This is a genomic window from Hymenobacter sp. 5516J-16 (assembly GCF_022919335.1).
GTDB lineage: Bacteria > Bacteroidota > Bacteroidia > Cytophagales > Hymenobacteraceae > Hymenobacter > Hymenobacter sublimis.
The window spans coordinates 2,066,577-2,093,279 of sequence record NZ_CP095058.1 but is presented as its reverse complement, the minus strand read 5'-3'; the positions used below and the strand labels follow the sequence as shown (position 1 = coordinate 2,093,279).

Genomic DNA, 26,703 nt, shown 5'->3' with positions numbered 1-26,703 from the left:
GTACGTTTATCGTCGAAACTTACTGCTTAGCCGAAACCAGTTCGTCTTTCTAAAGTCATAAAACAATCTTTGCACTAAGTTCACCATCAGGGGCTTCCGAGCCGGGAATATGAACTGAGAAATCTGATACATTAGAGTTTAAGTAATAAAAAATTGCATTGTTATTCGAAAATGCCTATCCCTCTATGTTCGGGGTGGTATTCTTGGAATAGTTTCAATAGTTTTGAAGACCTGCTCGTATTGAAATTCGCTACGTATCGCCTAAACTACTACTCTCTCAACGCTTTATGAACATCGAGCCGACCGACTCGCCACGTCCCGCGTTGGAGTCTGCCCCGCAAAATTCCCGGCGGCAGGTGCGTCAGCCGTGGCTGTTAGCCCTGGCCTTGGCGTGTGGAGTGTTACTGGGCGCTAACCCCTTCCGGCCTTCTGATCAGAACCCCGACCTCACGGCTCGTGGCTATCTAAAGTTCAAAGAAATCCTGAGCTACGTTGACCGCGACTACGTAGACTCCGTTAACGCCGAAGAGCTTTCCGATTACGCTATTAGCCGCATGCTGGAGCGCCTTGATCCGCACTCCGTGTTCATTCCGGCCAAGCAGCAGCAGCAAGCCTCTTCCTTTTTGCAGAGCGACTACGACGGTATCGGGGTAGAGTTCAACCTCTTCCGTGACACGGTAACCGTAGTGGCTCCCCTCAGCGACGGCCCGGCCGAACGCGCTGGCTTGCAGCCCGGCGACCGTATTCTGGCCGTGAACGGGCAGCGTGTGTCGGGCATGCACCTGACGACGGAGCAGATGTTTGGCAAACTGCGCGGTCCGCGCGGTAGTAATGTGCTGCTGCAGGTGCTGCGCCGCGGGCAGGCCCGCCCGCTCAGCGTGCAGGTAACCCGCAACCGCATTCCTAACTCCTCGGTGGATGTGGCTTACATGGTAGATAACCAGACGGGCTACATCAAGGTCAGCCGCTTTGCCAGTGGTACGTACGATGAGTTTAAGTCGGCCTTGGGCGACTTGCGCCGGCAGGGCCTCTCCCGCCTCGTGCTAGACTTGCGCGGCAACCCCGGCGGCTACCTCGACCGCGCTACCAAAATGGCCGACGAATTTATCGGAGGTACCAAGAAGATTGTATACACTGACGGCAAGGGCGACCAGTACGATACCCAGACGTTTTCGCGGGTAGTCGGCGACTTCGAAGAAGGCTCCTTAGTCGTGCTCGTAGACGAAGGCAGCGCCTCCGCCGCCGAGGTGCTGGCCGGCGCCCTGCAGGACCACGACCGGGCCCTGCTGGTTGGTCGGCGCACCTTTGGCAAGGGCCTGGTGCAGCAGCCCATTGCCTTGAATGATGGCTCAGAACTCCGCCTAACTATTGCCCGCTACTACACGCCCTCAGGCCGGAGCATTCAGAAGTCCTACCGGGGTGGCCTGGCCGAATACGAGCAGGAGTTGCAGAACCGGCAGCGCCACGGCGAGTTTTTCCACGCCGACAGCATCCATTTTGCTGATTCATTGCGCTACCGCACGGCCCACGGCCGCGCCGTGTACGGCGGTGGTGGCATTATGCCCGACCTGTTTGTGCCCCGGGACACTACGGCCCACTCTGCTTATTACACCCGTCTGCAAAGCCTGAACCTGGTGCGCGAGTTTGCCCTAACCTACTACCAGGAGCACAAAGCCGAGCTAGAAGCCCTGCGGTTCGAACAATTCAACCATAACTTCCACATCAACGACGTGCAGTTGCAGCAGCTGGCTGCCAAAGGCGCCCGCGACGGTGTGCCCCAGAACCCCGCTGATATGCGCCGCAGCGCGGCCCTGCTGCGCAACCAGCTCAAGGCCCTAATTGCCCGCAGCGCCTACGGCAAGTCAGCCTACTACCAGGTTCTAAACCAGGAAGACGCCGAGATGCAGCACGCCCTGCGCGCTATGCAGGAGCCCGGAACTACAGCTATGCTAGGCCTGCTGGGTAAATAAAAGCCTCAAAGCACAGTATAAAGGCCCGCTGCTCTTCTAAAGAGTAGCGGGCCTTTGCTTATAGATGATTCAACCGGTTGTAGTCTCAACCGATGACCACCAGAAGGGTACCCCTTTGAGTTGAGAGTAATATACCTCACGCTGCCTTGAGCACGCGTGACCGGGCCCAAGACTATTTTTTGGCCAGATCCTGCATCCGAAACTCCTGCCTGATGCCGGTTAGCGGCTTGCCATCGGCTTCGGCGTAGGGGTAGATAAAGTAGTTCAGCGCCGGGTTGTTCTGGCGTGGCACCAGCACCAAGTCCCGGCCGCGGGTGAACTCCAGACGGTTTTCGTCGTGGGCCCCGAAGAAGTAGTTGCGACGGTCGGGGTTTTTGGCGGCTTCGGAAGCATCGACGGGTACCCAGCCAGTTTCGGGCGTGTAGAACTCGGCCCAGCAGTGGTAGCCTTTAATTTCAGCCGTGCCGCGCTCGGGTGGCAGGGGAAAGCCAATGCTGAAGCGGGCCGGAATACCCAGGGCCCGGCAGTAGCCAATAAATACGGCGTGGAAATCGGTGCAATTGCCGCGGCGGGCGTCGCAGGCGTAGTAGATGTCGCCGCGGCCCCAGCCCTGGCCGGTCTTGTCGTACTTCACGGTGCTGACCACGTGCTCATACACGGCGCGGGCCTTTTCCAAATTGGTTTTCGCCTGGGCTTTGGTAGCTACCTCCAGCGCCCAGAGCCGAATTTGCGGGTCAAGCGGCACGAGGCTGTCGGCGGCCAGCCAGCGCTGCAAGTTGGGGTCAGCAGCTTCGCGAGGCGGGCGCTGCCCACTCAGGGCCGGAGCCAGGTGTTCGCGCCGGGTAGCGCGCAAGCGCATATCCACCGTGAAGCCCTGCAGTGCTTGGCCAGTAGCGCGCAGGTGCAGAATTCGGTTGCCATACGGGCCAGTCTGAATATCATACGGCACGGGCGAAGTTACCTGCAAGTCGCGGATATCCTGGGATTTATCATCGTGGGGCACGGGCAGCCACAGGTCTACTGCTTTGGTGCCGGCCGGCTGGGCCGGAATGGTGGCGGCATAGTCGAACGTGAACGTGCGGCTACGGGGAGCAGGCATGGGTAGCTGAGCTATTGTCAGCAAGGAAAGCAAGGGGAGCAAAAACGAGAGCATAACGCAGAGGTAGCTGGGTTGTCCCGGCTGATAATCAGAGTGCAAAGAAACGACACGAAAGATTGTTATGGTTCATGCATCCTTTCTGTCCTTCTGAACGCAGGGAGGAATCTGGGTTAGCCTCTTGTTAGTAGCCCAGATTCCTCTAGTGTCGCACTAACACCCAAGCCTCCGGCCAAACTTTGTACCTTCACGTTACGGCATTCTACCCGCAGTTCCCACCCGCTACTTCCTACCCATATGCCCTTCTATCAACGCCTTGGCCAGATTCCGCGCAAGCGGCACACCCAATTTCGGCAGCCCGATGGCTCCCTCTACCACGAGCAGCTGGTAGGTACGCTGGGTTTTCATGGCGTCTCGTCGCTGCTCTACCACCGCCACGCGCCCACCGACATTCGGAAGGTAGGAGAGCCGCGGCCTTACGCGCCCAAGCTGCTAAAAGACCGGCCTTTGGAGCCGGCTCACCTGCGCACCCTGGCCCATACCACCACCGGCGGCGACTACCTGCAGGCCCGCCAAACCCTGCTCGGCAACGCCGACGTGACCATGAGCATCTGCAACCCCACGGAGCAGCACATGGACTATTACTACAAGAATGCCCTGGCCGATGAGGTGATTTTTGTGCATGAGGGCCGGGGCGAGTTGTGGAGCCAGTTGGGCAAGCTGGCCTTCGAGCCCGGCGACTACGTAGTAATTCCGCGCACGATTATTCACCAGCTGCACTTCGAGGAAGGACCAGTACGCCTGCTCATCATCGAGTCGTTCAGTCCCGTGGAAACCTGCCGACGCTACCGCAACCATTTCGGGCAGCTGCTGGAGCACGCGCCCTACTGCGAGCGGGACTTCCGCGGCCCCTCGGAGCTGGTAGAAGGTGACGTGCGCGAGTCGGGCGAGTATGAGGTGCGGGTGAAGAAGGACGGGCTGCTGCACACGCTGGTGTATGGTCACTCGCCCTTCGACGTGGTAGGCTGGGACGGCTACTTTTACCCCTACGCCACCAGCATCCACGATTTCGAGCCCATAACCGGCCGCATCCACCAGCCCCCACCCGTGCACCAGCAGTTCGAGGGCAACAACTTTGTCATCTGCTCCTTCGTGCCGCGCCTATTTGATTATCACCCGCTGGCCATTCCGGCGCCCTATAACCACTCCAACGTCGATTCCGACGAAGTGCTGTACTACGTGGCGGGCAACTTCATGTCGCGGCGCGGGGTAGATTTGGCCTCCTTTACCTGGCACCCGAGCGGCATCCCGCACGGCCCGCACCCCGGCACCGTGGAGGCTAGCATCGGCAAAAAGGAAACCCACGAGCTAGCCGTAATGGTGGACACGTTCCGCCCGCTCTACCTCACGGAGGCGGCCCTGCCCTACGTAGACCCGCGCTACCCCATGAGCTGGCAGCCCGACTTCCAGCACGACCCACCCCGCGCCGCCGACATGATGGATTAAGTTGTGAGTGAGTTAGTGATAGAGCGAGTTTATGCCATGTATGGCATGGTGAGGGTACCAAAGTCATCCTTCCTTTCTTTGCCAAACGCCTGCTAACATAACAAGCCCTTACCTCCACCACGGACGTAAGGGCTTGTCATGTTTCAAAGGGGTAGGGACCTAGACTAGGAACGGTGGCGCCGCGCCGTGCACCCTGGCAAAGGAGCTAGTGGACTAGCCGCGCTAGCAAACCCACAACGGCACGGATTTCGTAACTTCGCCAAAATTGCAAAACCCATGAAAAAAATCCTGTTTCTGGCCCCGGTGCTCCTGCTACTGGCCATTCTTTCCAGCTGTGATAAACTTGATAAGCTGCTGACCTTCTATATCGAAGACTCACAGTCGGTGAAAATTGCCAGCGCTTTCCCCATTGGGCAAGTAGTGCCGCTCACGCCCATTGCCGTGACGACTCGCTCCGACGAGAAGTTCAAGAACGAAAACACCAGCGCCAGCCTGGTGAAAGACGTAAAGCTCGACCGGCTTACGCTCACCATCACCGACCCGAACTCTGAGAACTTCGACTTTCTGCAGAGCATCACCATCTACATCAGCACTGATGCTAACGACAAAATCATGCTGGCCTCGTTGGATAACATCCCGACTGGCGTAAACACGCTGCAGCTGACGCCTTCCACCCAAAAGCTAGACAAGTACGTGAAGGCCAGCAGCTACACCCTGTCCACGGAAGCTAAAATCCGCAAGCCCATCAGCCGGGACATCACCATCCGCACCGATTCCCGCTTCAAAGTAACCGCCGATCCGCTGTAGGTAGTGAGATAGTGAACTAGTGAGATGATGAGTTTACTGTTCTGTTAGCGCTAATGGCGCGGTTTGAACAGTAAACTCACCATCTCACCGATTCCGGCCGTATTGCTCGTGGCTGCTGACCCAGTCGGAGGAGGAAATAGCGGAGCCCAGGCTTAGCTCCCCGGCCAGTACTACCCCGGCCACGATTTCGGCGAATTTATTGACCGTGCCGCGGCCTACGCAGTTCAGCATCCGCAGGCATTCGTTTTGGGTAGCCAGGCCGGTGCCACCGCCGTGGGTAGCTACTATCAGGGAGGGAATGGTAATGCTCAGGTACAGGTCGCCTTCCTTCGTGACTTCTGAGTAAAGCACGCCGGCCGAGGACTCCGACACGTTAGCGACATCCTGGCCAGTGGCAATGAACAGGGCCGTAATGCCATTGGCCGAGTGGGCGCCGTTGTTGTTGGCTCCGCTCAGAAACGCGCCCACGTTGCTAACTTGGCCGTGGTAGGCCAGTTGCTCGGGCGTCACGCGCATGCGCTGCTGCAGAATGTCGCGCTTGATAACGCACTCGGCCACCACGCGCTTGCCGCGGGTACGCATCACGTTGATTTGGGAGGCCTTTTTGTCGGTAGCGAAGTTGGATTCGAGGTAGAAGTGGCGGATGGGCGCGCCTTTGTAGTTTTCCAGAATCCAGGAGCAGGCGGCGAAGGTAGCGCGGCCCACCATGTTCTGGCCCGCCGCGTCGCCGGTTGAAAAGTTAAAGCGCAGGTAGGCGAATTTATTGGCCAGATAGGTGTCGATGTACTGCAGTTTGGCCACGCGGGAAGTGCTTTCCGCCTCGGGCCGGATTCGCTCGATTTCTGCCGCTACCCACTGGCCAAAGTCGCGGGCCCCGCGGGCATCGTCGAACACGAACACCGGGGCCCGCTGCATGGCGTCGCCGATGACGGTGCACTTCACGCCCCCGCAGAGGTTGAGCACCTGCATGCCGCGGTTGTAACTGGCTACCAGGGTGCCTTCGGTGGTAGCCATCGGAATCAGGAAGTCGCCCTGGGCATGCTCGCCGTTTACGCGCAAGGGGCCGGCCAAGCCCACCGGAATCTGGGCTACCCCCGTGAAATGCTCACAGTTTCCTTGCAGGGCGTGGGCATCAAAGGAATATTGTTTCAGATGCTCGAACTGCTGACCCGTAAACTCCTCGGCAAACTGCTGGCGGGCCTGAATGGCGGCCTCGGAATAATCGTCCTGCTCGGAGCGCGGAATGCGGGTGCGGTTTTCGGGCTGCTGGGCAATGGCGTCCTCCACTTCCACGGTCAGGTCGCCGAAGGGCTCCGCCGCAAACTGTACCTGCACCGTATGCATGCCTTCCTTGAGCGGACGTGTGGCCAGATGAAACGTGGCCGTCTGACCAACAGGTAGGTTAATTCCCGAGCCATCGGCGTTGAGCACCGTGGCGGGCCGCACGTTCCCGTCGCCTAAATCGAGGGCAATTTGCTCGGCCGGAACCAGTGTGTCGCCGATCCGGACGTGGTCGATACGCGTCACGCGGACTGTATCCAGGCGGTTCTTGATGCTGAAAGCCACTCCTTCGGGCGTGTTATGCAGGCTGCCGCGGGTGTAAAGCAGCTTGAGCAGCATGGGGCTGGGCGTGAAGAGCATAAGGCGGGAGCAGTTAAGGGTTCGGGAGGGAAAGGAAGGTAGGCGGTTTACGGCGAATAGCGGGTAGTAGTAAAAGATGGGACGCCGCGTTTTAGCCTTCTGCGGCCAGTAAAGGCACAGCTGGGAATAAAATAGGTAGCGTATAGGCTACGCTACCTAGCTAGTAGTGGTGCCGTCCTGGCGTGAAGCGTCAACTTAACAACTTCACCAACCGCACTACTTCGACATCTGATGGTGACTACCGGCCTCCTTACCACTCTCCTTACTTCACCACCGCACCATTTCACCACTACTCCCAGAACTCCTGGCCGTTAGCGTTGATGTAGCCGGGCTGCCCATCGGGGGCCAGCACCCGGGCCAGGTCGCCGAGGAAAGGCTCGGCCTGGGGTAGCGGATTTCCGTGAGCGTATTGCCTTCCTCGTCGAGGTAGCCGAAGAGCTGACCCAACTGCACCACCGGAAACATCAGGTTGCTCGTCAGGCGAATAGCATCGTAGCGCACGGGCTGCACCAGCTTGCCTCGGCTATCAATAACGCCCCACTTGCTACCCTGGCGCACAAACAGCAAGCCGTTGTAGTTCTCCCGAATTTCGTCGTAGAGGGCCGGCACGCTGCCGCTACCTACCGTGAAGCGGAAGCCTACCTTGCCTTCTTTGCGCACTAGGTCGCCGTGCTCTAGGGGCTCTTCCTCCAGCTCGGCGGGGCGGGCTCGGTCAGGCGCTGGCCGGTGGGGCCCAACTCGAAGGTTTCGCCGTTCAGCTCCACGGTGGCGCGGCCCAGCCGGAAGGTAGTGGCTCGGGTAAACTGCAGGGGCGTCACGGGGTTACCGCCGCCATCAATGTAGCCGTAGCGCTGGCCCTGGCGCACCCAGGCAATTTCCTCCACGAAGGGCCCGGCCTCGTCGTAGCGCAGGGGCAGCACCAGCCGGCGCGACTGGTCAGCGTAGCCCCACTTGCCGCCCTTCCGAAACGGCACCAGGCGGGAAGTGGCCGTTTGCGCCCACGCGGAATTGGCAGCCGCTAGCATCAGCAACAACAGCAGGAATAGGGGGCGTTTCATGCGCGACAAGGCCTGGGTGAGCCCCGGCTATTGCAGCTAAGGTACGCAGCCGCGGTAAACCAAACGCAGGGTCGGCGGTTGATTCACTCATTCTTCACCGCGGGAGGCGCGCCCTACGGTACTGCGTTGTCGGATTTCAGGGTTGGGAAGCACTTTTTCTGCAGCGGGAACCTTGGTATCGTATCTTTGCCTCCCCTCACTAGGCGTTTTGCTGACCGCCTTTGCTTATGCCCTTACAACTAACCTATCCTCGTTTTACCCTGGGAGAAAGCCTGACGGCCGAACAGCTGGCCTTCTTTCAGGAGCATGGATTTCTCCACTTTCGCGCTTTCATCTCCCCGGAAACCGTTCAGAGCCTGCTGCAGGCTTCCCAGCAGGTACAACACCAGTGGCTGACCGACGACGTCAAGAAAGTAAATGGAGTGCCCATCAAGTACGGTAAGGATGTGGATGGCTCGCCCATTGTGCAGCGCTTTGCTTTTGCTTCTCACCACAGCCCCGTGCTGCATGAATTTCTGCAGGACCCGCGGTTTCAGGCCTTGTTTCCGCTGCTGGAAGCGCCCGGCGGCCGGGTAGGCGAAAACGAGAAGGACGGGCTGGTGATTAACCACTACGTGAACGTGGCGGGCTCGGAGTTTTCGCAGATGGGCTGGCACACGGACTCCCTGCGCGACGTATTCTACGGCAAGAAAATTGGGCCCATGCTCAACGTGGGTGTTCACCTCGATGGCACGCCCGTCACCAACGGGGGCCTGCGCCTCATTCCGGGCACCCACCGCCAGGGCCTGCGCGACATTCTCTTCCGCAAGAAATACTACAAAGACGTAGGCCCCGACCCCCACGAGGTAGCCGTAGAAACTGAAGCCGGCGACCTAACCGTGCACGACGGCCGCATGTGGCACCGCGTGGCCCAGTCGCCGCTGGTGGGCGAAGCTTCCCGCCGCCGGGTGATGTACGTGCCCATTATTGCCGGCAAATACGAGCCCAAGCACGAAAACAGCCCTACCCCGTTCTACCTGCGGTTTCTTCACTTGGTGAAGTAATACTCGGCAAGTAAACCGCCTGTCATCCTGAGCTTATGCAGGGTGACAGGCGGTTTACCTATCTGCCTACTACCTCATACGGCTACTGCACAACCCCACTACTTCACCATTTCGCCTTTGAAAACTGCCCTTATTACCGGTGCTTCCCGCGGAATTGGGCGGGCCATGGCGCTTGTGCTGGCCCGCCAAGGCTACGACCTGCTGCTCACGGCCCGCTCCGCCGACCAGTTGGAGCAAGTAGCCACGCAAGCCCGGCAGCTGGGGCGCTCAGCTCAGGTACTGCCCCTGGATTTGGCCGGTGCCGGAGCCTCTGCCCAGTTGGCAGCTTGGGTTACCGCCCAAACGCAGGAGTTGGCCGTGCTGGTAAACAACGCCGGCTATGGCCTCTGGGGGCGGTTTGAGGAACTACCCCTGGCCCAGCAGCAGAACATGCTCCAGCTCAACATGCACCTGCCCGTGGAGCTGACTTACGCCCTGCTGCCCTTGCTACGTCGCCAGCCCAAGGCCTACATTTTGAACGTGGCCAGCACGGCCGCCTACCAGGCCGTGCCTACCCTTACGCTTTATGCCGCCAGCAAGGCCTTTCTGCTCAGCTTCTCGCGGGGTCTGCGCTACGAGCTGCGCGAAACCAGCGTGTCGGTAACGTGCCTGAGCCCCGGCGCCACCACCACCGACTTTGCCGACCGCGCCGGCATGAACGCAGACCTGCAGGCCGTGGCCAACAAAGTATCCATGACGCCCGAACAGGTAGCCGAAGCGGGTATTGCCGCCCTGCTAGCTGGCGAGGCAGAGGTGATTCCTGGCGCGCTCAATAAGGTATCGGCGGCCTTGACTTCTCTGGTGCCCAAAAGCCTCACGGAGCGCATTGCGGCCGGTATCTACGAGAAGCACTTGAAGTAAAACCTGAGCTAGACTCAGCCTTGTTTGGGCGTCAGCTTGCCGGCCAGCCAGAAGCTCAGACCCGCAAACAGCGGAGCGGCTAGCACATCGTAGCTGTAGTGGGCCCGTTGCATCATCACCAGCAGCCCAATGGCCACGGTGGCTACGAGTAGAACGCGGCGGCGCCAGCCAGCGGGTACTGCCAGGGCCAGCAGGAACAAGGTGGCGGTATGGCCCGAAAAAAACAGGTCTTTAGTAATGGGGGCGGGCGCCGCGTAAAACAGTTGCTCCACCAGCGGGTCGCGGAGTATAATCAGGCCAATGGGCGGCTCCAGGGGGAATAGGGCCAGGGTCAGGCACCGAAACCCGTGCAGGAGTAGGTAGGCCGTGAGGGCCCGTAGCAGCCGGTAGGGCTGGGGTAGCAGCGTAACTACCCCCAGTCCAATGCCCAGGTAAATAATGGCAAACGTCAGCCCCGATACGTTGCGGGCGGGCAGCAAGGCCAGCAGCGGATCGGGCAGGATAACGCCGGGGCGGGCCTGCACCCAGGCAAAAAAGCGCGGCAGGCTGGCGGCCAGCAGCAGCAGCAGGGCCAGTACCAGCAGCAGGCGCCGCCGGAACGCCGGGTGCCGCCACGCTTCCGGCCAAGTGGGAAAAGAAGACAACATGCAACGAGAGAAGTAAAGCGGCCTCGTCTTGCTGCCCCAGAGGCAGTAGACGCCGCGGTGGCAAACCTACCGCCATTTCAGCTAGCGCGGTTTTTTGCGGGGTGCTTTCGGTCCGAAACGGTTTGCGGCGTACTTTTCCTCTCCAACGGCCTGTGCGCCTCTACCTCTAGATTCCTCATGAAGCTTTTTTCCGCTACCACCTGTACTGCCCTTACGGCGGCCCTCCTCACGGCGGCCCCCGTCCTGGCCCAAAACACAGCCCTCGACGCCCAAATTGCCAAGCTCGCGGCCCAGCAGGAAGCCAAGGTTATTGCCTGGCGCCGCGACCTGCACGAGCACCCCGAACTCGGCAACCAGGAAACCCGCACCGCCGCGCTAGTAGCCGAGCACCTGAAAAAGCTAGGCATTGAGGTGCAAACCGGCGTGGCCCGCACCGGTGTCGTCGGGATTCTGAAGGGTGGCAAGCCCGGCCCGGTGGTGGCCCTGCGCGCCGACATGGACGCCCTGCCCGTGACGGAAAGCAACAGCCTGCCCTTCGCCTCCAAGGCCCGCACCACCTACAACGGTCAGGAAGTGGGCGTCATGCACGCCTGCGGCCACGACACCCACGTGGCCATGCTGCTGGGAGCCGCCGAGGTGTTGAGCCAAGTGAAGAAGGACCTGCCCGGCACCGTGAAGTTTATTTTTCAGCCCGCCGAAGAAGGCTCCCTGCCCGGCGTGGTAGGGGGCGCCCGCCTCATGGTGCAGGAAGGTGCCCTCGACAAGCCCAAAGTGGATGCTATTTTCGGGGTGCACATTCAGGCCCAGACTGAGGTAGGCCAGCTTTCCTACCGTCCCGGCGGGGAAATGGCCTCCTCGGACGTATTCAACATCAAGGTGAAGGGCAAATCGGCCCACGGCGCCTACCCCTGGCTGGCCGTTGACCCCGTGGTAACGGCCGCCCAGATTATCCTGGGCCTGCAAACCATCGTCAGCCGCCAAACTGAACTGACGGAAGACGCGGCTGTGCTGACGGTGGGCATGGTGCACGGTGGGGTGCGCAACAACATCATTCCCGAGCAGGTGGAGCTGACCGGTACCATCCGCTGCCTTAACAAGGACATGCAGCAGAAAATATGGGCAGCGGTGCGCCGTACGGCCACCAATATTGCGGAAAGCGCCGGGGCCACAGCCGAGGTAGACATCGTGAATTACGCCCCCGTGACCTACAACGACCCGCACCTGACCGAGCAGATGGTGCCCAGCCTGAACCGGGCCGCCGGCACTACCAACGTGCGGGTGCAGAAGGCCGTGACCGGGGCCGAGGACTTTGCCTATTTCCAGGAGAAAGTGCCCGGCCTGTTCGTGTTCGTGGGTGGCATGCCCAAGGGCAAGAACCCCGCCGACACGGCCCCGCACCACACGCCCGGCTTCTTCGTGGATGAAAGCGGGCTGACCCTGGGCGTGAAAACCCTGGCTACCCTGGCCGCCGACTACCTTAGCGCGGGCAAGAAGTAGCACCCTCAGACTAAAGCAGAGGGAGCTACCTCTGCTTTCCCTTGTCATTCCGAGTGGAGCGAGGAATCTGGGTTACTCTCTAGAGGCGGGCCTAGATTCCTCGCTCCACTCGGAAGGACAGCGTGGTTGCGCTTTAATAAGTAAAGCGCAACCGCAGTGCAACTTTACCGTCTAGTAGCCCATCCAGGCCGCCAACCGGCGCCTGTATCCGAAAAAACGACAAATTCTCTCTGCACCCGTAATGAATATTGCCTTAGTTACCTGTGAAAGCCTTGCCCAGTACGCCGCCCCCAACGTGGAAGATGAGGACGGCCTGCTGACCCGCTACCTGCGCGAGCAGGGCCATACGGTGGAGCCCCGCGTCTGGACCAATCCCGCCGTTGACTGGCTCCGCTATGATGTGGTAGTCGTGAAATCGCCCTGGGACTACTTCGACCGGGTGGGCGAGTTCTACGAATGGCTCGACCGGATGGAAAGCTTGGGTGTGAAAATGCTGAACCCCGCAGCTACCGTGCGCTGGAATGCCGACAAAAAATATTTGCTGGATATGGAGCAGGCCGGGGTGCGCATTGTGCCCACCCACTGGCTGAGCCGCGGCCAGGCCGTAGAAACGGCCGCTCTGTTCGACAAGCTGGGCCACGATACGCTGGTGGTGAAACCTGCCGTGAGCGGGGGCGCCAAAAATACCTTCGTGCTCACGCGCCAGGAGTCGGCCATCCGTCAGCCCCAACTGCAGGAACTGCTGCGCGACGAGGATTTCCTGGTGCAGCCCTTCCAGCCCGAAATTCAGGAAGAAGGTGAGTGGTCGTTGATTTATTTCGGCGGCGAGTTCAGCCACTGCGTGCTCAAAACCCCCAAGTCCGGCGACTTTCGGGTGCAACATTACCTCGGCGGCGGCATTGAGCCCCGGCAGGCCCCGGCCCACCTGCGCCAAGCTGCCGATGTCATTGTGCAGCAGTTTGCCGCCGGTTGCCTCTACGCCCGCGTCGATGGCCTAGACCAGAACGGCGAGTTTCTGCTCATGGAGCTAGAGCTAATCGAACCCTTCCTCTACCTGGCCTCCGCCGACGGCTCCCTGCCCCGCTACGAAGCTGCGTTGCGCCACATGAGTAACTGAGTAGGCGTAATCGTTTGTGTAGGCAGGTAGCGTTAGCCGCTTCATAAGAACGCCATTCCTCAACAAGCTCGGAATGACGTTCTTTCTTTACTGACTACACAGTCTGATCGGCCCACTACCGACGCCTCCCTGATTAATTTCTTGTCTGCTTCAGCCTGAAAAGTCCTTATCGTATGATACGATAAGGACTTTTCAGGCTATTAGGCTCACCTCACGGCGCAGAGTTGTTAGCTGCCTACGTCGTTATTCAGTTCTTATTCAGAAGCTATTCACCGAGAAGCCCCCATCGACGCTGATGGTTTGGCCCGTGATGTAGCCGGCGGCCGGCAGGCACAAGAAGGCCACGGCGGCGCTTACCTCCTCCGGCTCCCCAATGCGCCGCATGGGCGTGCGGCTCAGCACCTCATGCAAGTACGCCTCGTTGCCCAGCACACCGGCAGCCAGCGGCGTTTTGATGTACCAGGGGGCCACGCAATTTACTCGAATGCCCAGCCCGGCCCACTCCACGGCCAGGTTGCGAGTCAGCTGAATCAAGGCTGCTTTGGTCATGCCGTACACGGCCCCGGTGCGCACGTGGGCCAGCCCCGCCACCGAGGAAATATTTACGATGCTACCCCCGCCAGCGGCCACCAGCAGCGGTTGCACCCCCCGGCTTAGCTCCCAGGCCGAATCTAAGTTGGTGGCCAACAGGTAGCGGTATTCCTCCTCGGAGTACTCCACGGTGGGCTTACGGATGTTCGTGCCCACGTTATTAACCAGAATGTGCAACTGCGGCCACCGCTCAGCTACCGTAGCCAGCAAGTGGGCCCGGCCGGCCGGCGTGCTTATGTCGGCGGGCAGGGCGTGGGCGTCCAGGCCCTGCTGCTGCCACTGAGCTACCTGCTGCTCCAGGTCCGGAGCCGTACGCGCTACGGCTACCACCGTAGCGCCCAGGGCCAGCAGTTCAGTTGCTACAGCTGCGCCTATGCCTTTGGAAGCGCCCGTAACCAAGGCCACTTGGCCCGTCAGGTTCCAGCGCCCTGGCCTAGATGAGGAAGTTTGCATAGAGAGAATATGGGAGTATCTGAAGTGTTGTACGGATTACAGATTGATCTGACAGTTGCAACTGCCCCTGCAAAAATGAGGATTCTACTCTGGCTAGCAGTAGTCGAGCAGGAAACTTCCCGGCACGAAAAGGCCCACCATCTGGCGGGCCTTTCTTAGAAGCACATAACCCCGGAAACACACAGGCCCGACTCTAAGTCAGGGCCTGTGTGTTTCTGGAACTGCGCGTTACCGTTTCCAGGGCGCGTACTCTAGTTTCAGCTCCACTTGCCCGAACCCATCGTTGCGGTCAGAGGAGGAGCGGCCGCTCACCGGGCTGATATCATCGAGCTGGTCGGTGGTGGTGAAGGAATAAGCGCCCTCGATGGATGCATTCAGTTGAGAGGTAAGGCGCAACGTGAGTCCGATGCCGACGGGTGCTACCAGGGCCATTGCGGGGTAGTCGTTGCGTTCTGAGGGCAGGAACACGGTATTGTCGTCGGGGCGCATTGTGCCGTTGTACGCCTTAGGGCTATAGAGCAGAAAACCCACGCCGGCTTTGAGGTAAGGCTTAATCAAGGCCGCTGGCCGGCGCGGATCGGCAAAAGCTGCCTCGTCGCGGAAAGGCTCAAACCGAACCAGTACTACCCCAGACCCGTTGCGGCTGCGGAAGGCTAGGTTGCGCTCCGCTAGTTGGTCTTTCGCGCCTAGCTGCACGTAGGAGGCCTCGCCGCCCACGTGCCAGCGGGGCCGCACTTTGTAGAGCAATCCGGCGCTAAAGCTGGGTCCTACAAATTGTTCGCCCAAGCCGCTGGTCAGGTCGCCGCTGTACAGCCCCACGCCGCCGCCCAGCGTAAACCGAACCGGTCCGCGGTAGTAGGGGCGGGCGTTGCCATCATAATACCGGCGGCGGCGTTCGGGGCCACCATCCTGGGCAGTTGCTTGCTGGGTTGTTGCCAGGCCCGAGAGCAGCAACAGGGCGGGGAAAAGAGGACGAATGTTCACGCGGGTAGACGGTAGGTGGGCCCCCGGCATACGCGGCCGGGGCAGTAGTCGTTGCCTAACGCCAGCGGGCGGGTCTTTATTTGAACTTGCCCTGCGGGTCGGGCAGGCGGGTGAGCAAGTCGGAAACCAAGTCGAAGTCTACCGCCGTAAGGTCGGTGCTCTGGGCTTTGTGCACGGCGGCCCAGGCTTGGTCGTACTTTTCCTGGTAATAGTAGCCGCGCCCTAGCTGCTGCCAGGCCACGGCATTCGTCGCGTCCTGGGTGGTGGCTTTTTCCAGGAGTTCGATGCCCGTGGTCAGATCTTTTTTCTTCTTGGTCAGCTCGTAGCGCATCATGTAGCTGGTGCCCAGGTCGCTGAGTAGCAGGTTGTTGGTGGGCGCCAAGGCCAGCCCGCGGGTAAGCAGTTCAATGGCTTGGTCGGGGGTAGGGTTGCGGCTGACCACAATGCCCAGGCCGCGGTAGGCGTCGGCGTTGGTGGGGTCCAGCACCCAGGCCAGATTGAAGCGGTAGGCGGCCGTGTCGGGCTGGCTTTCCCGCAGGTACTCATAGCCTTTGGTGCTGAAGAAGCGGCTGGCTTCGGCGCGCGAGGCAAAGCTGCCGGCTACCTTAGTTACGTACGCCGGGCCTACCAATTGCTCCGCTTGGGCGGGCGTGAGCCCCCCAAACAGGGGCTGGAGCCGGCGGGCGGCGGTAGTCATTTCCAGGGCCGGGCCAGCCGATTTGCTTTTGCGCTGAGCCTGAGCCGGTGCGGCACCCCAGAGCAGTAGGGCCGCCGCAAGTAAAAATGTGGATTTCATAAAAGCCTAACGAACAGGAGCGGCAAAAAGTAAGCCGCCGGGAACTGTCAAAGATAACCGACGGCGGGCAACCTGCGCGCGGGCTTCCCGTTGGCGCTTTCGGGTAGGCCCCGCAATCCGGCCCGGGTCGATGAGCGTACCTGTTTTCTGCCGTTTCCTGCTTTCTATGCCCACATTATTTTTCCGGGTGTTGCCCGCCTTGTTAGTGCTGGCCCTGCTGCTGGCCGTTGCCAACGAATACGCCACGGCCCGCCCCAGCCGCCGCACCCAAGACGTGGCCTACGTGCCCGCCACCGACTCGGCGTACCAGGACCAGCGGCACCGGCTGGATGTGTATGCGCCCAAAGCCAGCAGCGCCACGTTGCGGCCCGTGGTGGTATTTATTCACGGCGGCAACTGGAACAGCGGCAGCAAAAATCTGTACTCGTTTATTGGGCGGCGGCTCGCCAAACAGGGCGTGGTAGCGGTTATCATCAATTACCGACTAGCTCCGCAGGTGCAAGTGCCGCAAATGGCCGACGACTGCACCCGGGCCGTTATCTGGACGGTTGGCCACATTAAGGAGTACGGCGGCGACCCCAGCCGCATCTTCGTAATGGGTCACTCCGCCGGCGGGGGCCTGGCCGCGCTGCTGGCTGCCGATAACCGCCTGTTTGAACGGCGAGGAGTAGCCCAGAATCCGGTGCGCGGCGCTATTCTCGATGACCCCGCCGGCCTAGACATGTACGACTACCTCCAGAAAAAGCAGTACGCCGGTGATGCGCAGTACCTGGTGTCGTTCGGGCGGCAGCCGGAAGGCTGGCGGGAAGTATCGGCGCTCTATCACGTCACGGCCCAGAGTCCGCCTTTTCTGGTGTACGTGGGCGGCGAAACCTACCCCTCTATTCAAAGCAGCAGTGCGCGGTTCCGGCAGAAATTAACGACGCTAGGCCACGCCCCGGGGTACCGGGTGTTGCCGGGCAAAAACCACATTCCGATGGTGTTGCATCTGTACTGGCAGCATAACATCATTTACCGGGAGCTTCTTGCCTTCGTGGGGCTACCGCTCCGGCCGGCGGGATAGGTAGTCAGCTTAGCCAAACAACGTCGTCTGGGTCAGCGGCTGCTCAAAGGCCAGCAGCCACCGCTTGCGGTCCAGGCCACCAGCGTAGCCGGTGAGCTGGCCACTGGCCCCAATAATGCGGTGGCAGGGCCAGATAATGGTCAGCGGATTTTGGCCGTTGGCAGCCCCCACGGCCCGCACGGCGGCCGGGTTGCCCAGGTGCCGGGCCAGATCTAGGTAGGATGCCGTGCGGCCGTAGCCCACCGTGGGTAAGTTCGCCCAAACCCGGCGCTGAAACTCGGTGCCGGCCGTTACGGCCAGCGGCAAGTCAAACTCGCGCAGCTCCCGGTTGAAGTAAGCCCGCAGCTGCCGGTGCGCCTCCTGCAAGCACACCGGGATGGGCGCCGTTGCAGCGGCCTCAAGAACTGCTGGCAGTAGGTGCGGCTTCACGAATTGTACTTCGTGCAAGCCAGCCTCCGTACCCCGTAATTCCAACGGGCCCAGTGGGGTAGGTAAATACGCAATAGCCTCAGTCATGGTAGGAAGGGAAAGATCAAAAATACGCACTTACCCAGCCGTACCTACGTCCTAAAACCCGATATTTGCGGGACTGTTCACGGGCGAAAAGTCCAGACTGGCAGTGAGATGGGAAGATTCTGGCCTAAATGGCTTATCTTGTTGAAATAGTACCAACCCGGAAAATGTACAAAATGCGTAGGGTTTTCCGAGTTGCCGCTGTAGGGTTCAGCTTCCCCTGATTTGTCCACCCAAAGTTTCCATATTGTGCGATATCTACTAGTCTGTTCCCTGGCCTGGCTGGGTTTCACCAACGGCACGCCTGCTGTGGCAACCACGCCCGGCCGGCCCGAAGCTAGGTTCTTGGCTGACCCTCCCGTGGGTAGGGTAGCTAAGCCAGTGCAAGGGTTCGGTACTGGCCTCACGGGCTTTTACTTCACCAATGGCAGCCTGGCCGGCGCCCCAGCCCTGCAGCGGATTGATGGCGCCATTGACTTCCGGTGGGGCATGGCCGCGCCGGCTGCCGGCGTACCGGCCGATAACTTTTCCGTGCGCTGGGAGGGGCTGCTGGCCGCCCCGAGTACCGGCCGCTACCGTTTCGTGGCGCTTACCTCAGATGAGGTTCGGCTGTGGGTAAACGGCAAAAAAGTACTGGATACCTGGGATGGAAAAAAGAACAGCACCCTCGACCCAAATGTAAGCCTAGCGGCCGGCGAAAAAACCACCATCCGGCTGGAGTACAACGATGGTGGCGGTGAAGCGGGCATTCAGCTCCAGTGGGTGCCACCTGGGCAAGCCGCGCAGGTCATTCCTATGGGCAACCTCTACCCCCTAGGTTCCCCCACAACTCCCGATCCGGCAGGGCCGCGCCCGGCCCCGGTAGCCAAAGCCGCTACTCCTAAGCCTGCCCCAACGGCCAAACCGGTGGCTACCACCAAGCCCGCCGCTGCTACCGCCAAACCTGCTACGGCAGCGGCCAAACCAGCGGCCCCCGTTAAAGCGGCTCCCAAGCCCGCCCCGGCCCAAGTGCTGCGGCCCTAGCTGCGAAAGCTAAAGCCGATGAAAAGGCCGCTGCCAAAGCCGCCGCGAAAGCCAAGGCCGCCGCCGAAGCCGCCGCTGCGGCTACCCCACCTGTGCCCCTGACTCCCGGCGTGTATACCCTAACGGTGCGTACCACCGGGGCTCCGCTGGAAGTGCCTGACGAAGGCCGGTATGCCAGCCGGGTGCTGAACCCTAACAGCAAAGGCAAGGCCCCCAGTGGAAAATTGAGCCGGCTGGTGAAGGCTTCTACCGCATTTCGGTGCAGGGCAGCAATAAGGTACTGGAGGTGCTGGGCAGCTCCACGTCCAACGGGGCGCCCATGAGCCTCTGGAACTACTACAGCGGTAACAACCAAATCTGGCGCATTGAGGAAGTGGGCGGCGGCTACTACAAGCTGCTTGCCAAGCACAGCCGCAAGGCCCTTTCCGCGAGGGATTCAGCTGACGTTGCGGAAGGCGGCGGAGTGGAGCAGCGGCGTTATTCCGGCAAAGAAGCCCAGCAGTGGAAGTTAACGGCCGTAGCCCCGGCCCAAGCTCCGCCGGTAGTAGCGGCCATGAGCCTGCCCGGCGTAGGAGCCAACCAAATGAGCGTGTACCCCAACCCCAGCAACGGCGTCGTGCAGATGTCGTATCAGCTGGCCCAGGAGAAGCCCCTGGGCTGGGTGCTGTACAACCAGCGCGGCATTGCCGTGCGCGTGTCGGACTACCGTAAGCAGCCGGCCGGTTCGCATCACCAGTCCCTCGACTTTACTGACCTGCCCGCCGGCGACTATAACCTGAACCTGACCGTAGGCATCGAAACCACTAAACTCCCTCTGATCATCCGGCGCCCTTCGGCGGAAGGCGCCCAAATCCAGACTACCTCGGCCAAATAAGCCTAGGCTGGTTTCAGAACCACGCAACAAGGCCCGCCGCTTGGCTCCTGCTGGGAGTTGAGCGGCGGGCCTTGTTGCGTGGTACAGCCCAGGGTATTGAAGCGAGCCGTTAGCCTTCGTAAGCAGACAGTTGGGCCCATAGGCGCTCAAACTCTGCTGCGTAGCGGGCCACAATGGCTGGATCCGAAGTGATGAGCAGGTTTTCTAGGTTGTGCTCCGCGGCCGAGCGAGTCCAGTTGTAACTGCCCGTAAGCACTCGTTGGCGGTCGGCTAGGGCGAATTTGTGGTGCATGTGGTACTCGGTGCAGTCGGTGCGCACGGGTACGCCGGCGGCGTGCAACTGGCGCACGTCGGAGCCCCGGTCAAAGAGCTTGTCGTTATCGGTGAGCAGCCGTAACCGGACGCCTGCCCGGTGCGCCGTGAGCAAAGCATCAGTCAGCCGATCATCTGCCACCGTGAATACACAAACGTCCAGGGTACTCCGAGCCTCCAGAATAAACCGCCGAATAGCCGCTACGCACTCTTGGCCGGGACTGAAATACACTTCTGCGGCGCTGCTTTGGAGCTGCGGAACCGGAAGGGTTGCTTCGGGCAGTAGTAGAGTGGCCGCCTCCAGCCACTCTACCACGGCTTTGTCCTTGAAGGTGTTGAACCGCTCCCGAGCCAAGGCAAACACCTGATGGCGCAGTTGCCCCACATCGCCGCCCTGTCCGGCAAAGCTCGCCAGCCGGTCGCGCAGGTGGTGGGCTTCCGCGGAGGACAGGTTTACGTCGGCAAAGGCCTGCTGGAACTGCTGAAGCAGGTCAGCTGAGGCAGAAGTGGGGCTACCGCTCATGTGTTTCAGGAGAAGGAAAGTTGCTCAACGGGCTGCCGCAGCGCCTTGGCCACGGTGTGCTGCGCCTGGGTGAGAGCATCGGCGGAGGGCTCGTGCAGCAAGCGGGTCAGGCCGGGAGCAGGCTGGGTCAGGTCGGCATCCCAGAGGCCAGCTCGGTGCCAGGGGGTCAGGTGGTCCCAGTCGGGCCGGTCGATGATGGGGTAAAGGCAAACGCCCAGCAGGGGAACTCCGGATTTAAGGGCGTGGGCTGCCTCGCGGGCAATCATGTTCAGCCACAATGGGCGGTCCTGGCCGGGGTGGCTGGTTTCGGTGAGTACTACCGGGCGGCCATAGCGGCGGTAGGCTTGCCGCAGCAAATGGCTGAGGGGCCGGAAGCGCGAGTCGTTAAAGTCGTTGGCCCAGGGTAGGGTTTGGTGGGGCTCCAACTGCCACTGGTTGTCGTAGTAGAAATTAAACCCGAGCAGGTCCAGGTACTCCGGGCGGCCGCCTAGCTCCGGGCACAGGCGCCCGGCCAGCATATCCACGCTCTGAAACTGATTCAGGTGAAACTCCCGGGCGCGGCGCGTTTCAGCAGGGCCAGCACCGTGGCGGGGCACAATGTTGATCAGAGGTTCCGTGGTCAGAATCCGAATGCCGGGGTCGGCCTCGCGCAGAGCGGCTACACCTTCAATGTAGGCCCGCATCAGGCCACGCTTCACTTCCCAGCCCTGGCCCACGCAATAAGGCGAGGTGCCCCGCACATCACCGCCCAGCCAACTCATGAAGCTTACTTCGTTGATGGGCGTCACGATAAGAACATCGTGGGGGCGCTGGCTGCGGTAAAACTCCACAAAGGCCCGGCACAGGTGCGCAAAGCGGCGGGCAAACATGGGGTGCAGCGGGGTCAGGTCGTCGGGGTAGCCGAAGTGGCACAAGTCCCAGACCTGCTGGATGCCGTTGCGCTGGCCCGCGTCCAGCAGCACTTGCACCGTGCTCCAGTCATACTGGTAGGGAGTGCGCTCGACCTGGCTCCAGCGGATGCCTTCGCGCACGGTGCCCAGGTTAAAGGAGCGCACGGCCTGGTAGTCGTCGTCGAGGAGTTGGAGGTGGCCGGTGAGCGTGAGAAAATCGACGCGGTTGCCGAAGGCGTTCTGCTGGTCGGTGCATTCAAAACCGGCCATCCAGAAGGATTGAAAGGGGAGGTAGCGAGGAAGTCGTGTGGCATAGCAGCTGGAAAGGAGAGAACGAAGTCCTGGCAGCGCCAGCCGCCAAGACAAGAGCAACCCTTAGAGTTAGGCCGAGGTAGGACCGGGTGGCAGCGGGGTACGCTGCTGGCCGGCCAAGCCGTGGGCCTCAATAAAGATGCGCTTGAACTCCGGATACGTGGCCCGGATTTTATCTTGAAGCTCGTCTACGGTTTTTTCAACCTCAACGGCCGACAAATGGTCGTAGAAATCAACGTCTAGGGCCAGTATCACGTCTTGGGGGCCGAGGTACATGGTCAGGGGCCGGCGAGTTTGCTCAACCCCGGCCTGCTGCCGCACCAGTGCTTCCAAGGCATCCAGGGTTTGCTCTTCTACCCCTTCGCCCACAAGCAGGCCCTTGGTTTTGTAGATGAGGAACACGGCCACGGAAATTAGCAGCACCCCGATGCAGATGGAAGCGGCCCCATCAAAGTAAGGATTCTGGAACATGTGTCCGAAGTACACCCCAGCCAGAGCAATAACCAATCCTAGCAGGGCTGCCGAGTCCTCCATCAGAATGGCAAATACCGACGGATCCTTGCTGCGCCCCAGGGTAGCCCAGAAGCCCGCCTCGCCGCGGCTTTTGTTAAACTCGCGGAAAGCCAGAAAGAAGGAAATGCCTTCAAAAGCCAGTGAAAGGCCTAGTACCCAGTAGTTCCAGGTGGCATCGGTGATGGGGGCCGGGTGCTTGATGTGCGCAATGCCCTCGTAGAATGACATGCCCCGCCCACGGAAAACACCAGAATGGCCACAATCAGCGACCAGAAATACAGCTCTTTGCTGCGGCCGAAAGGGTGGCGAGCATTGGCAGGCTTCTGGGCCTGGTGCACCCCAAACAAAATCAGCAGCCCGTTGCCACTGTCTACAAGGGAGTGAATGCCTTCCGAAAGCATGGCCGAGCTACCAGTAAAGAAGGCCGCTACAAACTTGCTGATGGCAATGGCGACATTGGCCCCAATGGCACCGTAAATGGCAATTTTAGACGAGGACTGGGATGCCATGTGGTAGAGCTAGGGCGCAGGATAAAAACAACAAGCAAAACGGGAAGCGCCCGTACAGTGGCCGTAGTGGGTAGCCATAGCGCTGGCGGCTAGCACGAAGATGCGGCTAAATTCTTGGCCACTACGGCCAGCCACCAGCCGCCGGCCCCCTACTGTTCAGGCTACTGCAACGGGGCCCGTAAGTGGCTGTACAGTGCATGCAAAGCGTGGTGACTGAGCCAGTGGTACGAAACCCGGCAAACCCAGGTTGGATGAGCCCGCCGGCTGGCTGCGGCTGGGTTCGGCTCGTAGGTGCATGAACAATCGGGGCTTCTGCGGATTGTACAGCTTCAACTCGTTTCCTATGGATCAGCCTCCCTCTACCCCCGCATCAGCTTCTGCCCCGGCCCCGCCTACCCTGCACCGGCGGTTGGGGCTGGTGCAGGCTACGGCCCTGAACATGATTGACATGGTGGGCATTGGGCCCTTCGTGACGCTGCCGCTGGTCATGGGATTCATGGGGCCTAACTTTCTGCTGGCCTGGCTGGTAGGCGCGGCTCTGAGCCTGGTGGATGGGCTGATTTGGAGTGAGCTGGGGGCGGCCTACCCCGAAGCCGGCGGCTCCTACCGCTTCCTGAAGTTGGCCTACGGGGAGCAGAAGTGGGGCCGGCTTATGTCGTTTCTCTACGTGTGGCAGACTTTGGTGCAGGCGCCGCTGGTAGTAGCCTCCGGAGCCATCGGCTTTGCCCAGTACTTCGGCTACCTCGTGCCCCTCACCGAGTGGTGGCAGCCCAAGCTGGTATCGGGCGGGGTGGTTTTGCTGCTGCTGGCTCTGCTCTACCGCAAGATTGAGGATATCGGGCGGTTAGGGGTGCTGTTGTGGCTGGGCGTGCTCGGGCTCATGGGCTGGCTGATTCTGGGCGGGGTGACGCACGCTACCCACCCAGTAGCCTGGCTGCCGGCCGGTGGGCTGGGGGCGCTGCCCGGAGTCCTGCTTTCCGCCGCCATGGGCCAGGCCACGGCTAAAACCATTTACAGCTACCTAGGCTACTACAACGTCTGCCACTTGGGCGGCGAGGTCCGGGAGCCCCACAAAATCATTCCGCGCAGCATTTTTTTGAGCATTCTCGGAATTATGGCCCTCTACCTGCTCCTGAACTGGAGCGTGGGCTCCGTAATTCCGTGGGCCGAAGCCAGCCGTTCGGAGTTCATTGTCAGCACGTTTGTGGAGCGGATTTACGGCGCTACGGCGGCCAAAGCGGCTACGGCCCTGGTGCTGTGGGTGGCATTTGCTTCCTTGTTCGCCGTGCTGCTGGGCTACTCGCGCATTCCCTACGCCGCGGCCGCCGACGGCGAGTTTCTGCCCATTTTCGCCCGCACTCATCCTACCAAGCATTTCCCCACGTTTCCTTGCTGCTGCTGGGTGGGGTAGGGTTTGTGTTCAGTCTGCTTTTTAAGCTGGGCGAAGTCATCAGTGCCATCCTGGCCATGCGGATTCTGGTGCAGTTTGTGGGGCAGGCCGTAGGGCTGGTACTACTGCGTCGGCGGCGCGGCACCCAGGGGCTACCCTTCCGAATGCCCTTGTATCCGCTGCCCGTACTTGTGGCCGTAGCCGTGTGGCTGTGGGTATTCCTGAGCATTCAAGACGGAATCAGGCTCACCCTGTCCCAAACGGTCACGCTGTTTTTGCCATTCCAAGTGGGGGCCTTGCTGATGATGGCGGTAGGGGTAGGCGTGTTCCTACTCTGGAGCCGTCAGCTCAGGCGCTGGCCGTTTGAGAAGTGAGTTTTCCCAGGTGTACCCCGACCACTACCACGTCGGCTCGGCTCATAGGCGAAACATGCAAGTAGGGTGGCTTGCTTATCCCCGCAGAATAGTGCGTAGGAGGGGATACTAAAAACTAGATAAAGGCCAGACTCCGGGCAATGTACGCTAGTTTACCCCACCCACTTCTCGTAGCAGAAGAACCGTAGCCCCGGCCGGAAAGCCAGCGTGATTTCGCCAGCGTAGCGGTAGCCCAGCCGCGGAAACAGCCGTTGCGTGGCCTGATTTTCGGAGTTGGTATCTACGCGCAGCACCCGCAGACCGTGGGCAAGTGCCAGCTGTTCGGCCTGCTCCAGCAACGCTACGGCCAGCCCGTGGCCCTGAGCGGCGGGGTCGACAGCTAGGCGGTGAGTTACCAGGGCCGGCTCCGCAAAATCCCAGTCGGCTTGGGCGTATTCAGCATCTTGGTCGTTGTGGGTGAGGGCCGCAACGGCCGCTACTGCGCCATGTAGCTCAGCTACCCACAAGTGGCCCCGAGCAATGTCCTGCTGAAACACCTGCTCATTCGGGTAATCGGCGCTCCATTGCTGGTTACCGCCGGCCTGCATCAGCGGCACTACTCGCCGGATAAGAGCAAGTATAGCAGGAACATCGGAAGAGGTAGCAAGCCGTAGCGTTGGCATAAGGAAAGTGAATGTTGAGTGAAGACATAAAAAAAGCGGAACAAGCCGAGCCCATTCCGCTTTTCTAAGCATTAGAGTGCTAACCCCGGCGCAGTACCTCGGCAGCTTCTTTGGCGAAGTACGTCAGAATGGCGTCGGCCCCGGCCCGCTTGATGCTAGTTAGTACTTCCATCATGGTTTTCTCCCCATCAAGCCAGCCCTGCTGAGCGGCTGCTTTCACCATAGCGTACTCCCCCGATACATTGTAAGCCGTGACGGGCAGCTGGGTGTTGTTGCGCACCTCCCGAATAACATCGAGGTAGCTTAGGGCGGGCTTAATCATCACCATATCAGCGCCTTCCTGCTCATCAAGTGCCAGCTCAACCAGGGCTTCCCGGCGGTTGGCGTAGTTCATTTGGTAGGTTTTCTTGTCGCCTTTCTTGGGGGCCGAATCAAGGGCGTCGCGGAAGGGGCCGTAAAAAGCCGAGGCGTACTTGGCCGTGTAGCTCATAATGCTCACGTGCGAAAACGCGTTGCTGTCCAGCACCTCCCGAATCCAGGCCACGCGGCCGTCCATCATGTCGGAGGGCCAATAATGTCGGCACCGGCCCGGGCCTGAGCTAGGGCCATCTGACCCAGCACCTCTAGGGAAGCGTCGTTGAGAATCTCGCCCGAGTCGGGGTCCACGATGCCGTCGTGGCCGTCGCTGGAGTAGGGGTCCATGGCTACGTCGGTCATCAGCACTACCTCTGGAAACTGCCGCTTAATCTCGGCTACGGTTTTGAGGTAAAGACCTTCCATGTTGGCCGACTCGCGGGCCAGCCGGTCCTTTAGCACCTCGTTCACCTGTGGAAACGGCGCGAAGCTCTTGATACCCAGCTCCACGCACTGACCAATTTCATCAATAACCCGATCAGCCGAAAACCGATGAATACCCGGCATCGACTTGATGGCCACCTGCTGGTTCTGTCCCTCGGTGATGAAAATGGGGTAAATAAAATCGTGGGTTGTAAGGCGGGTTTCCTGCACCATGTCGCGAATAACCTGGGACTTACGGTTGCGGCGCGGGCGGTGCGTAGGCAGAATAGGCATGGGTAGCTTTCAGTTATCAGTGAGGTAGACGGGGTAGAACAACCACGGCAAAGGTAAGGTTGCGGAATTGGCAGATCAGGCTACCACTGGTTCACAAAACCTAGGAAGCCCAGCACTACGGCTGCCAGGCTTGCCACGGCTACCACAATGCCAGCAGTAGAACCGATAAAGGCACCCGCAATCAGGCCTATAACTCCTCCAACCACTAGCAGTAAAAAAGTACCGGCGTTTGGTCCAAAGTGCAGTTCGCGCGGGCTCCGGTAGTGAAACAACGGTTTCAGCTGCTGGCGGTGCTGAACAGCATCCGTGCGGGTAGGGCTGGTGGCTGCGGAAGCTGGCCGCCGCTTGGCTGCCGGGCGTAGTTGTTTGTTTCGGCTCTGGGCTGAGGACCGCCAGTCAGGCCCTACCGGTAGGCTCAGGCGGACCACCTTCGCAACGGGCGGCGAGGCTGTGCCAATCGGAACCTCCGATTTTGCTACCACGGGAGCTGGCCTGAACTGAAACCCAGTCCTTTCGCTTCGGCAACCCGTGACCAAAGCAGCAGCAAGGAATAGCAGGATGCCCTTAC

Annotated in this window: 27 protein-coding genes and 1 pseudogene; 12 read left to right on the top strand and 16 right to left on the bottom strand. The window is 60.5% G+C overall.

What is annotated here, in order from left to right; genetic code table 11:
- Positions 1-287 precede the first annotated feature (287 nt).
- Positions 288-1,970: a S41 family peptidase gene (locus MUN84_RS10410; RefSeq protein ID WP_244698137.1), complete on the top strand. Its 1,683-nt coding sequence runs from the start codon at positions 288-290 to the stop codon at positions 1,968-1,970.
- Between the two features lie 172 nt (positions 1,971-2,142).
- On the opposite strand, the gene MUN84_RS10405 is transcribed toward MUN84_RS10410, so the two are convergent.
- Entirely contained in the window at positions 2,143-3,123 is a 981-nt protein-coding gene (locus MUN84_RS10405; protein WP_244698134.1) for a transglutaminase-like domain-containing protein, read from the bottom strand.
- A 240-nt stretch (positions 3,124-3,363) separates the two neighbouring features.
- Here MUN84_RS10405 and MUN84_RS10400 point away from each other — a divergent pair, with 240 nt between their 5' ends.
- Together MUN84_RS10400 and MUN84_RS10395 are read left to right on the top strand one after the other, a co-directional pair.
- A complete protein-coding gene (locus tag MUN84_RS10400) occupies positions 3,364-4,572 on the top strand; it encodes a homogentisate 1,2-dioxygenase (protein ID WP_244698131.1) in 1,209 nt (402 codons plus the stop codon).
- Between the two features lie 276 nt (positions 4,573-4,848).
- On the top strand, positions 4,849-5,379 hold the full coding sequence (locus MUN84_RS10395) for a hypothetical protein (RefSeq protein WP_244698128.1): 531 nt from the start codon (positions 4,849-4,851) through the stop codon (positions 5,377-5,379).
- Positions 5,380-5,463: 84 nt separating this feature from the next.
- Here MUN84_RS10395 and MUN84_RS10390 read toward each other — a convergent pair whose 3' ends face one another.
- The 3 genes from MUN84_RS10390 to MUN84_RS10380 all read right to left on the bottom strand — a co-directional run bounded on the left by MUN84_RS10390 (position 5,464) and on the right by MUN84_RS10380 (position 8,078).
- Positions 5,464-7,020 carry a hydroxymethylglutaryl-CoA reductase gene (locus tag MUN84_RS10390; protein ID WP_244698125.1) on the bottom strand — a complete coding sequence of 519 codons (1,557 nt, stop codon included), beginning with the start codon at positions 7,018-7,020 and terminating at the stop codon, positions 5,464-5,466.
- A 267-nt stretch (positions 7,021-7,287) separates the two neighbouring features.
- On the bottom strand, positions 7,288-7,680 hold the full coding sequence (locus MUN84_RS10385) for a WG repeat-containing protein (protein ID WP_244698123.1): 393 nt from the start codon (positions 7,678-7,680) through the stop codon (positions 7,288-7,290).
- Between the two features lie 14 nt (positions 7,681-7,694).
- A complete protein-coding gene (locus MUN84_RS10380; protein WP_244698120.1) occupies positions 7,695-8,078 on the bottom strand; it encodes a WG repeat-containing protein in 384 nt (127 codons plus the stop codon).
- A 227-nt stretch (positions 8,079-8,305) separates the two neighbouring features.
- Here MUN84_RS10380 and MUN84_RS10375 point away from each other — a divergent pair, with 227 nt between their 5' ends.
- Together MUN84_RS10375 and MUN84_RS10370 are read left to right on the top strand one after the other, a co-directional pair.
- Positions 8,306-9,121: a phytanoyl-CoA dioxygenase family protein gene (locus MUN84_RS10375; protein ID WP_244698118.1), complete on the top strand. Its 816-nt coding sequence runs from the start codon at positions 8,306-8,308 to the stop codon at positions 9,119-9,121.
- A 117-nt stretch (positions 9,122-9,238) separates the two neighbouring features.
- Positions 9,239-10,021: an SDR family NAD(P)-dependent oxidoreductase gene (locus MUN84_RS10370; protein WP_244698116.1), complete on the top strand. Its 783-nt coding sequence runs from the start codon at positions 9,239-9,241 to the stop codon at positions 10,019-10,021.
- 14 nt (positions 10,022-10,035) lie between these two features.
- On the opposite strand, the gene MUN84_RS10365 is transcribed toward MUN84_RS10370, so the two are convergent.
- The gene (locus MUN84_RS10365) at positions 10,036-10,668 is read right to left on the bottom strand and encodes a sphingomyelin synthase family protein (protein WP_244698114.1); all 633 of its coding nucleotides are present in this window, start codon (positions 10,666-10,668) and stop codon (positions 10,036-10,038) included.
- A gap of 177 nt (positions 10,669-10,845) precedes the next feature.
- Between MUN84_RS10365 and MUN84_RS10360 the strand changes: the two genes are divergently transcribed.
- A complete protein-coding gene (locus tag MUN84_RS10360) occupies positions 10,846-12,165 on the top strand; it encodes an amidohydrolase (RefSeq protein ID WP_244698104.1) in 1,320 nt (439 codons plus the stop codon).
- A 241-nt stretch (positions 12,166-12,406) separates the two neighbouring features.
- Entirely contained in the window at positions 12,407-13,282 is an 876-nt protein-coding gene (locus MUN84_RS10355; RefSeq protein WP_244698103.1) for a RimK family alpha-L-glutamate ligase, read from the top strand.
- A gap of 258 nt (positions 13,283-13,540) precedes the next feature.
- Here MUN84_RS10355 and MUN84_RS10350 read toward each other — a convergent pair whose 3' ends face one another.
- The 3 genes from MUN84_RS10350 to MUN84_RS10340 all read right to left on the bottom strand — a co-directional run bounded on the left by MUN84_RS10350 (position 13,541) and on the right by MUN84_RS10340 (position 16,106).
- Positions 13,541-14,326: an SDR family oxidoreductase gene (locus tag MUN84_RS10350; protein WP_244698101.1), complete on the bottom strand. Its 786-nt coding sequence runs from the start codon at positions 14,324-14,326 to the stop codon at positions 13,541-13,543.
- Between the two features lie 228 nt (positions 14,327-14,554).
- Positions 14,555-15,310 carry a hypothetical protein gene (locus MUN84_RS10345; RefSeq protein WP_244698099.1) on the bottom strand — a complete coding sequence of 252 codons (756 nt, stop codon included), beginning with the start codon at positions 15,308-15,310 and terminating at the stop codon, positions 14,555-14,557.
- Between the two features lie 76 nt (positions 15,311-15,386).
- Positions 15,387-16,106, bottom strand: coding sequence for a tetratricopeptide repeat protein (locus MUN84_RS10340; protein WP_244698085.1), 720 nt, complete (start codon positions 16,104-16,106; stop codon positions 15,387-15,389).
- A gap of 166 nt (positions 16,107-16,272) precedes the next feature.
- Between MUN84_RS10340 and MUN84_RS10335 the strand changes: the two genes are divergently transcribed.
- Positions 16,273-17,169, top strand: a complete 897-nt coding sequence (locus tag MUN84_RS10335; protein ID WP_244698083.1) for an alpha/beta hydrolase — start codon at positions 16,273-16,275, stop codon at positions 17,167-17,169.
- Between the two features lie 9 nt (positions 17,170-17,178).
- On the opposite strand, the gene MUN84_RS10330 is transcribed toward MUN84_RS10335, so the two are convergent.
- Positions 17,179-17,685, bottom strand: a complete 507-nt coding sequence (locus tag MUN84_RS10330) for a methylated-DNA--[protein]-cysteine S-methyltransferase (RefSeq protein WP_244698082.1) — start codon at positions 17,683-17,685, stop codon at positions 17,179-17,181.
- A gap of 246 nt (positions 17,686-17,931) precedes the next feature.
- Between MUN84_RS10330 and MUN84_RS10325 the strand changes: the two genes are divergently transcribed.
- A complete protein-coding gene (locus tag MUN84_RS10325) occupies positions 17,932-18,705 on the top strand; it encodes a PA14 domain-containing protein (RefSeq protein WP_244698080.1) in 774 nt (257 codons plus the stop codon).
- 223 nt (positions 18,706-18,928) lie between these two features.
- Positions 18,929-19,579 carry an RICIN domain-containing protein gene (locus tag MUN84_RS10320; protein ID WP_262920709.1) on the top strand — a complete coding sequence of 217 codons (651 nt, stop codon included), beginning with the start codon at positions 18,929-18,931 and terminating at the stop codon, positions 19,577-19,579.
- A gap of 109 nt (positions 19,580-19,688) precedes the next feature.
- On the opposite strand, the gene MUN84_RS10315 is transcribed toward MUN84_RS10320, so the two are convergent.
- The 4 genes from MUN84_RS10315 to MUN84_RS22945 form a co-directional block, all read right to left on the bottom strand.
- Positions 19,689-20,414 (bottom strand): phospholipase D-like domain-containing protein, encoded by a 726-nt coding sequence (locus MUN84_RS10315; RefSeq protein WP_244698076.1) that lies wholly within the window; start codon positions 20,412-20,414, stop codon positions 19,689-19,691.
- 5 nt (positions 20,415-20,419) lie between these two features.
- The gene (locus tag MUN84_RS10310) at positions 20,420-21,574 is read right to left on the bottom strand and encodes an amine oxidase (RefSeq protein ID WP_244698075.1); all 1,155 of its coding nucleotides are present in this window, start codon (positions 21,572-21,574) and stop codon (positions 20,420-20,422) included.
- A 111-nt stretch (positions 21,575-21,685) separates the two neighbouring features.
- A complete protein-coding gene (locus MUN84_RS10305) occupies positions 21,686-22,357 on the bottom strand; it encodes a cation diffusion facilitator family transporter (RefSeq protein WP_262920686.1) in 672 nt (223 codons plus the stop codon).
- Positions 22,279-22,638, bottom strand: a complete 360-nt coding sequence (locus MUN84_RS22945) for a cation diffusion facilitator family transporter (RefSeq protein ID WP_262920685.1) — start codon at positions 22,636-22,638, stop codon at positions 22,279-22,281. The genes MUN84_RS10305 and MUN84_RS22945 overlap by 79 nt, the downstream gene beginning before the upstream one ends.
- Positions 22,639-22,981: 343 nt before the next feature.
- On the opposite strand from MUN84_RS22945, the gene MUN84_RS10300 reads away from it, so the two are divergent.
- Together MUN84_RS10300 and MUN84_RS10295 are read left to right on the top strand one after the other, a co-directional pair.
- The gene (locus MUN84_RS10300) at positions 22,982-24,049 is read left to right on the top strand and encodes an APC family permease (protein WP_244698073.1); all 1,068 of its coding nucleotides are present in this window, start codon (positions 22,982-22,984) and stop codon (positions 24,047-24,049) included.
- Positions 24,028-24,402: a hypothetical protein gene (locus tag MUN84_RS10295; protein WP_244698071.1), complete on the top strand. Its 375-nt coding sequence runs from the start codon at positions 24,028-24,030 to the stop codon at positions 24,400-24,402. The genes MUN84_RS10300 and MUN84_RS10295 overlap by 22 nt, the downstream gene beginning before the upstream one ends.
- Positions 24,403-24,554: 152 nt before the next feature.
- Here MUN84_RS10295 and MUN84_RS10290 read toward each other — a convergent pair whose 3' ends face one another.
- From MUN84_RS10290 to MUN84_RS10280, 3 genes and pseudogenes are all read right to left on the bottom strand, one after another.
- The gene (locus tag MUN84_RS10290; RefSeq protein WP_244698070.1) at positions 24,555-25,064 is read right to left on the bottom strand and encodes a GNAT family N-acetyltransferase; all 510 of its coding nucleotides are present in this window, start codon (positions 25,062-25,064) and stop codon (positions 24,555-24,557) included.
- A 79-nt stretch (positions 25,065-25,143) separates the two neighbouring features.
- Positions 25,144-26,135: pseudogene (gene hemB, locus MUN84_RS10285) on the bottom strand (porphobilinogen synthase).
- Between the two features lie 80 nt (positions 26,136-26,215).
- Complete coding sequence (locus MUN84_RS10280; RefSeq protein ID WP_244698068.1) at positions 26,216-26,617, bottom strand: hypothetical protein; 402 nt, start codon at positions 26,615-26,617, stop codon at positions 26,216-26,218.
- Between the last annotated feature and the right edge of the window lie 86 nt (positions 26,618-26,703).